Origin of the sequence: Marinobacter sp. LQ44 (assembly GCF_001447155.2) — a bacterium.
Lineage (GTDB): Bacteria > Pseudomonadota > Gammaproteobacteria > Pseudomonadales > Oleiphilaceae > Marinobacter.
On the sequence record NZ_CP014754.1, the window covers coordinates 496,352 to 508,130 of the forward strand.

9 protein-coding genes and 2 tRNA genes are annotated in these 11,779 nt (G+C 56.1%); 7 read left to right on the forward strand and 4 right to left on the reverse strand.

The genetic code is table 11. From position 1 onward, the window contains the following. Positions 1-127: 127 nt before the first annotated feature. A complete protein-coding gene (locus ASQ50_RS02310) occupies positions 128-1,612 on the forward strand; it encodes an IS1182 family transposase (protein ID WP_076657121.1) in 1,485 nt (494 codons plus the stop codon). Between the two features lie 87 nt (positions 1,613-1,699). Here ASQ50_RS02310 and ASQ50_RS02315 read toward each other — a convergent pair. After that, positions 1,700-1,775: transfer RNA gene (locus tag ASQ50_RS02315), tRNA-Gly, on the reverse strand. Positions 1,776-1,882: 107 nt separating this feature from the next. Continuing rightward, positions 1,883-2,485: a DUF924 family protein gene (locus ASQ50_RS02320; protein ID WP_058091079.1), complete on the reverse strand. Its 603-nt coding sequence runs from the start codon at positions 2,483-2,485 to the stop codon at positions 1,883-1,885. Between the two features lie 92 nt (positions 2,486-2,577). On the opposite strand from ASQ50_RS02320, the gene ASQ50_RS02325 reads away from it, so the two are divergent. The 3 genes from ASQ50_RS02325 to ASQ50_RS02335 all read left to right on the forward strand — a co-directional run bounded on the left by ASQ50_RS02325 (position 2,578) and on the right by ASQ50_RS02335 (position 4,050). Further along, positions 2,578-2,955 carry a sirohydrochlorin chelatase gene (locus tag ASQ50_RS02325; protein ID WP_058091080.1) on the forward strand — a complete coding sequence of 126 codons (378 nt, stop codon included), beginning with the start codon at positions 2,578-2,580 and terminating at the stop codon, positions 2,953-2,955. Between the two features lie 28 nt (positions 2,956-2,983). Next, positions 2,984-3,889: a TIGR01777 family oxidoreductase gene (locus ASQ50_RS02330; RefSeq protein ID WP_058091081.1), complete on the forward strand. Its 906-nt coding sequence runs from the start codon at positions 2,984-2,986 to the stop codon at positions 3,887-3,889. A gap of 85 nt (positions 3,890-3,974) precedes the next feature. After that, a tRNA-Glu gene (locus tag ASQ50_RS02335) sits at positions 3,975-4,050 on the forward strand. A gap of 33 nt (positions 4,051-4,083) precedes the next feature. On the opposite strand, the gene ccoM is transcribed toward ASQ50_RS02335, so the two are convergent. Next, positions 4,084-4,233 (reverse strand): cytochrome c oxidase subunit CcoM, encoded by a 150-nt coding sequence (gene ccoM, locus ASQ50_RS21770; RefSeq protein WP_172972268.1) that lies wholly within the window; start codon positions 4,231-4,233, stop codon positions 4,084-4,086. A gap of 256 nt (positions 4,234-4,489) precedes the next feature. Between ccoM and ASQ50_RS02340 the strand changes: the two genes are divergently transcribed. The 3 genes from ASQ50_RS02340 to pta are packed head-to-tail and all read left to right on the forward strand — an operon-like array spanning position 4,490 to position 10,300. Then, on the forward strand, positions 4,490-6,910 hold the full coding sequence (locus tag ASQ50_RS02340; protein WP_058091138.1) for an EAL domain-containing protein: 2,421 nt from the start codon (positions 4,490-4,492) through the stop codon (positions 6,908-6,910). 21 nt (positions 6,911-6,931) lie between these two features. Further along, positions 6,932-8,119 (forward strand): acetate/propionate family kinase, encoded by a 1,188-nt coding sequence (locus tag ASQ50_RS02345; RefSeq protein ID WP_058091082.1) that lies wholly within the window; start codon positions 6,932-6,934, stop codon positions 8,117-8,119. 27 nt (positions 8,120-8,146) lie between these two features. Continuing rightward, positions 8,147-10,300 (forward strand): phosphate acetyltransferase, encoded by a 2,154-nt coding sequence (gene pta, locus ASQ50_RS02350; RefSeq protein ID WP_058091083.1) that lies wholly within the window; start codon positions 8,147-8,149, stop codon positions 10,298-10,300. 36 nt (positions 10,301-10,336) lie between these two features. Here pta and der read toward each other — a convergent pair whose 3' ends face one another. After that, complete coding sequence (der, locus tag ASQ50_RS02355; protein ID WP_058091084.1) at positions 10,337-11,758, reverse strand: ribosome biogenesis GTPase Der; 1,422 nt, start codon at positions 11,756-11,758, stop codon at positions 10,337-10,339. Positions 11,759-11,779: the final 21 nt, after the last annotated feature.

Sequence of the window (11,779 nt, forward strand, 5' to 3'; positions counted from 1 at the left end):
GGGGAGAAATGCGGAACAGGAAACAAAAAAACCCGGCCTTGTGGGCCGGGTCAGACTGCTGACAAACCCTCGCCATTTCGGCGGGGGTTTGTTGTAATTGGGGTATCGACTTTTCAGAGGCTGCCCCATGCTCAAAGAGCCGTCCCCGCAACAACACGAACTCGAGATGGTCAGTCTCGAATCGCTGGTCCCCGACAACCACCTTCTCCGCAACATTGATCAGTACATCGATTTCGAATTTATTCGTGACCGGGTTCGACATTTGTACTGCTCGAACAATGGTCGGCCGGCACTCGATCCGGTGGTGCTGTTCAAGATGCTGTTTCTGGGCTATCTGTTCGGCATTCGCAGTGAGCGTCAGCTGGTGCGGGAGATACAGGTTAACGTGGCCTATCGTTGGTTCTTGCGCTTCAACCTGACCGACAAGATTCCGGACGCCTCTACTCTGAGCCAGAACCGCCGGCGGCGGTTCCAGGACACTACCATCTATCAGGACATCTTTGATGAGATCGTGCTCCAAGCCATGGGCTATGGCCTCGTGGGCGGCGAAGTGTTGTACACCGACAGCACGCACCTCAAGGCCAACGCCAACAAGAACAAGTACGATCTGAAACAGGCGGAGGAGAAGGTGGCGGCCTACCTGAACAGCCTGGAAGATGCCATCGAAGGCGATCGCAAAGCCCAGGGCAAAAAGCCCTTGAAAACGAAGCTGTCCGAGCAGCCAGCCAAGACCAAAGACACCAAGATCAGCCGTACCGATCCGGACAGTGGCTATATGGTTCGGGAAGGCAAGCCCAAGGGCTTCTTCTACCTTGATCACCGCACCGTCGATGGCCGCAACGCCATCATCACCGACAGCTACGCCACGCCGGCCAACCTGCACGACAGCCGCCCCTACCTCGACCGGCTCGATCGACAATGTGAGCGATTTGGCTTCGATGTCTGGGGTGTAGGCCTGGATGCGGGTTACTACACGGCAGGTATCTGCAAGGGCCTGGAAGACCGGGGCATCTATGGGGTCATGGGTTACCGGCGACCAAACAAGCCCAAGGGCTATCTCCCAAAGCGGGCCTTCACCTATGACGCTGAAGCGAATACGTATCGCTGCCCGCAAGGTCAGCAACTGATCTACGCCACGACCAATCGGCTGGGCTACCGTGAGTACAAGTCCAATCCGGCTCACTGCAAAGACTGCCCACTATTAAGCCAATGCACGCGCAGCGCCAACCACGTCAAAGTGCTTACCCGGCATGTCTGGCAGGACAGCAAAGACCGAACAGATAGTTACCGGTTAACCCCGTGGGGCAAGGCGCTCTACAAACGACGACAGGAAACCGTGGAGCGGTCGTTCGCCGATGCCAAACAGTTGCATGGTCATCGTTACGCTCGATTGCGAGGGCTCTCGAAAGTGCGTGAACAGTGCCTGTTGGCCGCCGCTGCCCAGAATATGAAGAAGATCGCGCAGATCCTGGCGCGTCTTTTATGGCTCAAATCCCTTGGTATACCTGGGTTACAGAGGCCCATCCGGGAATGGGCCCAAAAACTGGCCGATCTGGAGTGTTGGGAATCCGGTCGGGATTATTGGACTCAATCCATCGCCAACGGAATTTAACAGCGTCCAAACGCAACGAACCCCGGAAAAACCGGGGTTCGTCAGCAATCTGACCCGGCCTTGTGGGCCGGGTTTTTTTTGTGAATCTGGAGCGGGAAACGAGATTCGAACTCGCGACCCCAACCTTGGCAAGGTTGTGCTCTACCAACTGAGCTATTCCCGCTTGCTGCCAGAGGGCGTTGCCTCTCAACGGCTGCGTATTCTACTGATAAGCGATCAGCCGTCAACAATTTTTGTTAAAAAATTGTGATTACCCTCAGCCATAGCGTTTTACTGGCCAAATCGACGCCCACCAGCCAGGTAGGCCTGCTCTGCCTCCGTGGATGTTCGCCCCAGCGCCTTGTTTCGATGCGGGAAACGGCCGTATTGCCGCACAATATCCCGGTGGTCAATAGCTGACTGCAGGAAGCTCCCAAGAAACTCGGCGAGCAATCCGTCGGCACTGGCAACCAACTGCTCGTAACATGCCACTGACAAATCCTGATCTTTCTTAAGCTCAGAGTGCTGCATGGGCATGTAAAGAAACGCCCTTTGAATCAGCGGCAACTCAAGATCCTGCCCCCTGTCCATTGCCTGCCTGGTCAGATTGCGGGCCAGCCGATCACTTTCAAACGCCAGCGCAGCGCCACGGAAGATATTACGGGTAAACTGATCAAGCAGCAGTATTTCGGCCAATGCGCCTCCCGCTTCATTTCGCCAGTGCTCCAGACCCTGTTCAGAGGCGAACAGCACCAGAGAAAGGAAGCGTCTCCGAATTTCCTGGTCAAACTTTCGATCGGACCGAAACCAACGGTTTCGATGTTCCGCATCCGGCAGCCCATGCTCATCCAATTCACCAAACCAGAAATCCAGAAGCTCTTTCCAATCGAACATTTACCGACTCCCTGTTACATTTAACTCAGCGGGGGGACAGGATCTTATTTGATTACGACCGAATCATTCCATTTGACCACCCAGGAGCAACCATGACCCATTCTCACCGAATTATTCTGCTGGCCCACGGCAGCAGCGACCAACGCTGGTGCGAAACCTTTGAAAAGCTGGCAGCACCTACACTCAAGTCGGTAGAGAATGCGGCCATCGCCTATATGGAACTGGCCGAACCCTCGCTGGAAACCATCGTCAGCCAGGGCAAAGCAGAGGGCACCCAACACTTTACCGTGGTTCCTCTATTTCTGGCAGCAGGCCGGCACCTGCGCAAAGATGTACCGGCAATGATCGCAGAGCTGGAAAGCCTGCATGGCGTCCGGATCAAACTGGCACCACCCATCGGCCAGAATCCTCAACTGGGCGATGCCATCCGCGATGTTGTACTTCAGGAACTGGAGAATAGCGGATCCTGAACCCATCAGCCGACTGGAGAAGCTGACCATGGAGCAAAAAATCCTGATTACCGGTGGTACCGGTTTTATCGGCACTATTCTCTGCCGCGAACTGGCCAATAAAGGATACGGGCTGACCGTTCTCAGTCGTCAACCGGAAGAAACGGTTCGAGCACTTTGTGGCCGGGTAGAAGTGACCTCAGACCTGAAACTTCTTAGAGGGCACCAAGGGTACCATGCCGTCATCAATCTGGCCGGCGAAGGCATCGCCGATAAGCGGTGGACGTCAGCCCGAAAACAGGCTCTGCTGGACAGTCGCATTGGCGTAACCCGGACGTTGGTAGATGTATGCAGAAGCTGGCAAAGCGCCCCTGAGGTTCTGGTATCCGGCTCCGCCGTCGGTTTCTATGGCGACCAGGGGGATCATCTGGTGACAGAGGATTCCCACCCACATCCTGAGTTCACCCATGAGCTATGTCGTGACTGGGAGCAGGCGGCGCTGTCCATGGAGGAACTGGGCACCAGGGTGTGCCTGTGTCGCACCGGCATTGTGACTGGCAGAGGTGGCGGATTCCTGCAAAGAATGATCCTGCCCTTCCGGCTTGGCCTTGGCGGTCGCCTCGGCAACGGGCAACAGTACATGCCCTGGGTGCACAGGGATGATGTGGTATCAGGGCTTATCTGGATGCTTGAGAACCACCATGCGAAGGGAGCCTACAACATGGTCAGCCCCAATCCGGTCACCAACCGGGAGTTCACCAAAACCCTCGGCAAGGTTGTTCACCGGCCCACGGTATTCCCGGCCCCCGCGCCGGTGCTCAAACTGGCACTGGGTGAAATGGCAGGGCTGTTACTCACAGGGCAGAAAGCAGTTCCGGCGAAATTGCAGCACGAGGGCTTCCGGTTCAAATACGCCGAATTGGAACCAGCACTGGCGGACAGCGTGGCGGGGTAATTTTTTCAAAAAAATCGTTGACAGGGCAAAAGCCCTTACTTAATATACGCGCCACCTCGACGAGGCAAGTTGTTGAAAACGTTGCGTCCCCTTCGTCTAGTGGCCTAGGACTCCGCCCTTTCACGGCGGCAACAGGGGTTCGAACCCCCTAGGGGACGCCAATTTTTTCAATCGGTTAACCGACTTCTTTCCGGTTATCCGCCCTGTCCTCTATGTTGACCATTGTGACCTTTTCCTCCGTGGGCTTTCTGGTCTTTCATTACGAAAATCCCAACCCCCACAAAAAAGCCAACCATCAGCAACACGGTTGCGATACCTGCGATAACGACTGCATCCATATACATAGCGTTAACTCCTGTTCTATCTGAAACTTGATTAAGCTCAGGTTACGCCCGGGCGACCAACCCCGTATTGATCTGTGTCAAAGACAACTATCACCTCTTTCATTTCTCAAACTGCGAAACACCGCCCGAATTATTCCGTTATTTCCTGTATTTGCAGCGCATTCAACATAAACTACTGCTATAGTCGTTAACAGGATAAGCACCCACTTTTGCGCATCTTATGTCCGATATCCAATGTGATAGCGAAGTTCGCAACATGCCAGCATTCATGCCCCGATTGAGGCGTATTCGCAAAGCCTCTCCGCTTTCGTTCAGGCTCCTGGCATGGATCCTATTGTTCAGTACTGCCTTCACGCTTCTGGCAGCGGGCGTGCAGATCTATTCTGATTACCGTAAAGACCTGTCACTGATCGAAGAACGGATGGAGGTGATTGAATCCGGCTACGCCTCAAGCCTGGCCCGAAGCCTCTGGGCCCTGGATCAGAAACTGCTGCAAACCCAGATGGAAGGCATCCTCAGCCTACCGGACATCATCCACCTCCGACTCCGAATTGAGCCTGACTCCGAACTTGTGATGGGCGAGATCCCGAGGCACGCAGACACCCTTGTCCACCGGTTCGAACTCGTTCAGCGAGATGGCAATGAATTCCTGCTTGGGGAACTTGAGATTACCGCCAATTTGGAGCGGGTGTATGGTGAACTCCAACGAAAGGTCGGCGTTATTCTCGCCACGCAGTTCCTGACCGTCTTTGTTGTTTCCGTGCTTATCCTGTGGATATTCCAGCATCTTGTAACCCGCCACCTCACTGCCATGGCTGACTACACCAAGGATCTGTCCCTGAAAAACCTGTCCCGGCCCCTGGTACTGGACCGTCCTGACAGTGCAGCCAATGGCAAAGACGAACTGGGCATGGTGACAGACGCCATCAACCAGATGCAGGAAAGGCTGAACGAGGATGTTGCCCGGCGTGAGCGAGACGCAGCCGACATCCTGAAGTTTTCCAAGGCCATTGATCAAAGCCCCTCCTCGGTTCTGATCTGTGATCGCCAATGGCGGATCGAGTACGCTAACCGTAAATTCAGCCAACTCACTGGCCACACCATCGACGACATCATCGGCAAACATCCGTCACACCTGATCGAAAACAGTATGGACATCCAGGATGCCCGCCACCTTTGGCAGTCCATCAGGCTCCAGGTGCAACGGGTTGGTGTTTGGCAAGGCGAAGTCAACAGCGTCCGGCGCAATGGTGAGCGCTACTGGGAGCAGCTGGTGGTCACCCCTATCCGCGATAATAACGGTGACACCACCGGCTACCTGATCCTCGGTGAAGACATCAGCATCCGTAAGCGTTATGAACAGCAACTGTTGCGCCAGGCCAATTACGACATATTGACCGGCCTGCCAAACCGGATGCTGGCCCTGGATCGCCTCAAGCTGGCGCTGGCCCAGGCTCGCCGAGACAATTCCCAGGTTGGGGTCATGTTCCTGGACCTCGACAACTTCAAACACATCAACGACACCCTCGGCCACGATGCCGGCGATACGCTGCTGGTTGAGGCCGCCCGTCGCATATCCAGCTGCCTCAGGGGCACCAGTACCGTAGCCCGCCTGGGTGGGGATGAGTTTCTGGTTATCCTGCCGGGCCTCACGGGAACTGAGTCCTCATGCCAGGTCGCGGAGAGGATCCTTAAAACCTTTGCCCCCGCGTTTATGCTCAATGGCCAGGAAGTCTTCGTGACAACCAGTATCGGGATCGCCATCTTCCCTACCGACTCCGATAACAGTGGCACATTGCTCCAGCATGCAGATGCCGCCATGTATCAAGCCAAGCATAAAGGAAAGAGCTCCTACGCCCAGTTCACGCCGGAAATGACTGAAGTGTCCCATGAACGGCTTCAGATGGAGTCCCACATGCGTAAGGCGCTGGAGCTTGGAGAATTCGAGCTGTATTACCAGCCGATAGTGGACACCGCTTCTGGCTCATTGGTCGGTGCCGAGGCGCTGCTGCGCTGGAATAATCCGGCCATGGGCATGGTTATGCCCGACCGGTTCATTCCGCTGGCTGAAGAAACCGGCCTGATCATCCCGATCGGTGAATGGGTTATCGAGGAGGCCTGCAAGGCCGCTGTTGCCTGGCGAGCCATGACCGGCCTCGAATCACTTTCGATTGCTGTCAACGTATCCCCGCGTCAGTTTAGAGATCCCGGCTTTACCGATGCAGTCATGCGTTCCCTCAACGCCAGCGGCCTGCCGCCGGAATGCCTTGAGCTGGAGATTACCGAAAGACTTATTCTTGATAACACCATTGAAACTGCTGATATCCTGAGGCAATTGGATAGAACCGGCATCCGGCTGTCGGTTGACGACTTCGGAACCGGCTATTCGGCCCTCAGCTATCTGAAGTCGTACCCGTTCGACACACTCAAGATCGACAAGTCCTTTATTCAGGATGTGTTGAACGAAAGTGGAGACGCCTCACTCGTGCGCGCTATCATCAACATGGCCCACAGTCTTGGACTGAAAGTCATCGCCGAGGGCGTCGAAGAAGAGGGGCAAACCCACTTCCTCAAAAATGAAAACTGCGACTATTCCCAGGGCTACTTCTACAGTCGCCCGATGCCCGAGCAGGATTTCATCTACTGGCTGGAAACCAATCATCGGGCCAATCTCTGAATCATCAAAACGGCACCAAGCATGAACGAAACAATACTGGTCGTGAACTGCGGCAGTTCCTCTATCAAACTCGCGCTGTTCGACAGCAACCTCGAGAAACAAGCCTCTGCACTGGCTGAACGGTTGAACAACCCTGACTCAATGGCAAAGATTTCCGGCGATAGCGTACCGGTGGCCTTACCGGCAAACGCTTCCCACGACCATGCCCTGCAGGCCCTGGTGAACGCTTTCTACGATCGCAACCTGATGAGCCGAGAGCCTGCCTCCATCGGTCATCGGGTGGTTCATGGTGGCGAGGCCTTTCGGGAGGCAGCACTGATCGACAAAAACACCATAAAAGCCATTGAGGATTGTGCCTCACTGGCGCCACTTCACAATCCGGTCAACCTGATCGGCATCAACGCTATGCAGCGCCTGTTTCCGGATGTACCGCAGGTGGCGGTTTTCGACACCGCTTTCCATCAGAGCCTGCCAAAACGGGCCTTCCTGTATGCCCTGCCTGAACACTATTACCGGGAATGGGGTATCCGGCGCTATGGGTTTCACGGCACCAGCCATCAATTTATGGCCCATGAGTCTTCGCGCCGACTGGGGAAGACTCCGGCGACAACGTCCATCATTTCAGCGCATCTCGGGAATGGCTGCAGCATTACAGCCATTGATAACGGCATCAGCAAAGATACCAGCATGGGGCTGACGCCACTGGAGGGGCTGGTAATGGGCACCCGAAGTGGCGATGTCGACCCGGGGCTGTTTGACTACCTGGCCGGGCGCGGCATCAGCGCCAGTGAAGTTCATAGGGTATTGAACCAGGACAGTGGCTTGCTCGGGCTGTCTGGCCAGACCAACGATATGCGTTCGCTGTGCGAGCTGGCTGACCATGGCCACGAACCTTCACAACTGGCCATCGATGTATTCTGCTTCCGCCTGGCGAAGTACTTTGGGGCCATGACGGTGTCCCTGAGCCATCTGGATGCCCTGGTGTTTACCGGTGGCATCGGAGAGAACAGCGCGAGGGTCAGAGCCCGGACGATCGAACACATGAAATTGCTGGGCGTTACTCTCGATCCGGACCTGAACAGCCATCACGGCCATTACAGTGAAGGCCATATTGGCGACGCGGATTCGCGTTTTCCGGTACTGGTCATCCCGACCAATGAAGAACTGGTGATTGCCAGAGAAGCGAGCCGGCTCGCTAACCTAAACTGACATTCAAGGACGTAATCAGGAACCACTATGGCTAAGAGTCTGTTTATTGCCCCGACTTCCCTCGATTCAGGCCTCACTTCCGTATGCCTGGGCCTGCTGAGGGCCCTGGAACGGGAAGGCGTAAGCGTTGGGTTTTACAAGCCTTTCAGTCAATCCGTGCATCACGGTGAGGCCCGGCACAATGAAGGCAAGGACTCCTCCGTTGAGTTCGTCCGCTCCCGCAGTCACCTTCAGACACCTGATCCTCTACCCCTCAAACAGGCCCAACAGTTATTGAACCACGGCAAGGCAGACTTGCTGCTGGAAACCATCGTAGGCGAATACCAGAAGGTTGCTAAAGACTTCGACGTTGTCATCATCGAAGGCTTGGTGCCAGATCGTAGCGAGGCCTACATTGCCCGTCTCAATGTCGAGGTGGCCCGAAACCTGAATTCCGAGGTCATTCTCGTCAGCACGCCCAGAACCTGCACCGCCTCTGAGCTTGATGAAGAACTCGACTTCTCTGCACGGATATTTACCGCCCCCTCAGACCCGGATGTGATCGGCGTTATCCTCAACAAAGTGGGCGCCCCCGAGAAAACAGGTATCGCCCTGGACCAGCAGCCAGACCATCAACATCAGGAAATCAACTATCAGGAAGCCTGTTCGGTGTTTAATTCCGGGCGTTTCCGCCTGTTAGGTGAAATCCCCTGGCAACCGCATTTGCTGGCACCCCGCGTTTCCGACGTGGCCAGAGAGCTCGCCGTGCCGGTACTCCATGAAGGTCAGATGCACGCCCGCCGGGTTCAGCGTGTCTCCGTGTGCGCCCGAACCATCCGGAACATGACCGACATCTTGCGGCCGGGTACCCTGCTGGTCACTCCGGGTGACCGTGAAGACATTGTTGTGACCACGGCCGTCGCAGCACTCAACGGTGTGCCACTCGCTGGCTTGATGCTCACCGGTGGCCTGATGCCCGATGACAGGGTGATTAACCTGTGTCGGCGGGCCCTCGCAACGGGCCTGCCAGTGCTCAGCTCCTCAACCAACACCTATGAAACCGCCCATATGCTTGCCAACCTGTCGGCCACCATTCCCATCGATGACCCCGACCGGATAGAACAGGCCATGGAGTCAGTCGCGACACGAATTGATACCGACTGGCTGCAAGAGCACCTGAAGGTGCAGCGCCAGGGGCGCTTGTCGCCACCTGCTTTTCGTTATCAGTTGTCTGAGCGCTCTCGGGCCGCCAACAAGCGAATTGTGCTGCCAGAAGGTGCGGAGCCCAGAACCGTTCAGGCGGCCATTATTTGCCATCAGCGTAAACTTGCCCGCTGCGTTCTGATCGGTGATCCACGAGAAATACAATCGGTTGCCAGCTCCCAGGGCGTTGAACTGCCTGAAGACCTTGAGATTCTTGATCCTCAGTCGGTCCGCCATCGCTATATCGCGCCCATGGTGGAACTTCGCAAACACAAAGGACTAACTGAAGATATGGCGGAAGCCATGCTCGAGGACAACGTGGTACTGGGAACCATGATGGTTGCCATGGATGAAGCCGACGGTCTGGTGTCAGGGGCTATTCACACCACCGCCAATACCGTTCGACCGGCGCTGCAGCTGATCAAAACCCACGATCACGCCAAAGTGGTTTCATCGGTGTTCTTCATGCTCCTGCCCCAACAGGTACTGGTTTACGGTGACTGCGCCATCAACCCGGACCCCAATGCTGAGGAATTAGCGGATATTGCTATCCAGAGTGCCCAGTCCGCCGAGGCCTTCGGCATCGAGCCAGTGGTTGCCATGATCAGCTACAGCACCGGGGAATCCGGTACCGGTGCCGACGTGGACAAAGTGAGAGAAGCCACCCGCATTGCCAGAGAACGGCGACCTGACCTTCTGATAGATGGGCCATTGCAGTACGACGCCGCAGCCATCGAGAGTGTCGGCAAAGCCAAGGCGCCCGACAGCAAGGTAGCCGGCAAGGCAACCGTATTCGTGTTCCCGGACCTCAATACCGGCAACACCACCTACAAGGCGGTTCAGCGCAGTGCCAATGTGGTCAGTGTGGGTCCGATGTTGCAGGGCCTGAGAAAGCCCGTAAACGATCTGTCACGTGGGGCGCTGGTGGAGGATATTGTCTTCACGATTGCGCTGACGGCAGTGCAGGCACGCCAGGTAGAGAGTGCCGGGTTGGCATAACGCCAACCCGTTACAGAAGGGGCACAGCCCGGCAGATCAGCGCTTGACGCTCTTTTGTCGGGTTTTACGCACCCGGCGCCCCTTCTTGATATCGTTATCTTTTTTCACTTTCTGGCGCGGTGTAAGTCGGTCCACTTTGGTAGCAAAGGGATTTTCACCGGACCGGAATTCAAACCGGATGGGCGAGCCCACCACCTTCAGCACCTTGCGGAAGGTATTCTCCAGGTACCGTTTATAAGCACCGGGCAACGAATCCACCTGATTACCATGCACCACCACCACCGGCGGGTTGGAACCACCCTGGTGGGCATAGCGCAGCTTGATACGACGACCATGGACCATCGGGGGCTGATGCTGGGCCACGGCATCCTGCAGGATGGCGGTCAAGCGATTGGTTGGCCACTTGGCCATTGCGGACTCATAACAGGCCTGCACAGACTCGTACATGGTGCCCACACCGGTACCGTGCAAAGCCGAGATATAATACTTGTCGGCGTAGTCCAGGAAGTCCAGGCGGCGCCCCACCTGCTCTTTCACCTTTTCGCGGTCTTCCGGATCCATGCCATCCCATTTGTTAATGGCAATCACCAGGGAGCGGCCCGCATCCAGAACAAAGCCGATCAGGTGCATATCCTGGTCAACGAGCCCTTCCCGGGCATCAATCACCAGAATAACCACATGGGCATCGTCTATGGCCTGAAGGGTTTTGATGATGGAGAACTTCTCCACCACTTCTTTCACGTTCTTCCGGCGCCGCACACCTGCTGTATCAATAAGGGTGTACTGATGGCCGTGCCGCTCATAGGGGATGTAAACGCTGTCCCGCGTGGTACCTGGCATATCGTAGACAACGACTCGTTCCTCGCCCAGCATCCGGTTGACCAGGGTCGATTTGCCCACGTTGGGGCGACCGACCACACCAATTCGAATACCCGGGTACCGATCAGCCCGGTCCTGCTCTTCAATATCCACTGGCTCAGGCAGCAGCACTTCCAGTAGCGAGCGGATACCCCGGTTATGGGCGGCCGCAATCTGGAAAGTGGACTCAAAACCCAGGGAATAGAAATCGGCGGCGGCGACATCCGGGTCCTGGCCATCGGTCTTGTTCACCACCAGGTGCGCCTGCTTGCCGGAGCGGCGCAGATGATCTGCAATCATCTCGTCACCGGCTGTCAGCCCTGCCCTGCCGTCAACCAGAAACAGGACGATATCGGCTTCCTCAACGGCCTGCATGGACTGCCGGGCCATCTCTGCGTCCAGCCCCACCTCGTCCCCGGTCAAACCACCGGTATCAATGACAATGAACTTCTGCCCTTCGTACTGACCCTCTCCATATTTCCGGTCACGGGTCAGACCCGGAAAATCCGCCACTAGCGCGTCGCGGGAACGGGTCATCTGATTGAATAGAGTGGACTTACCCACGTTGGGGCGTCCGACCAGGGCAATAACTGGGGTCATAATTTTCTGCTATATAAAAAG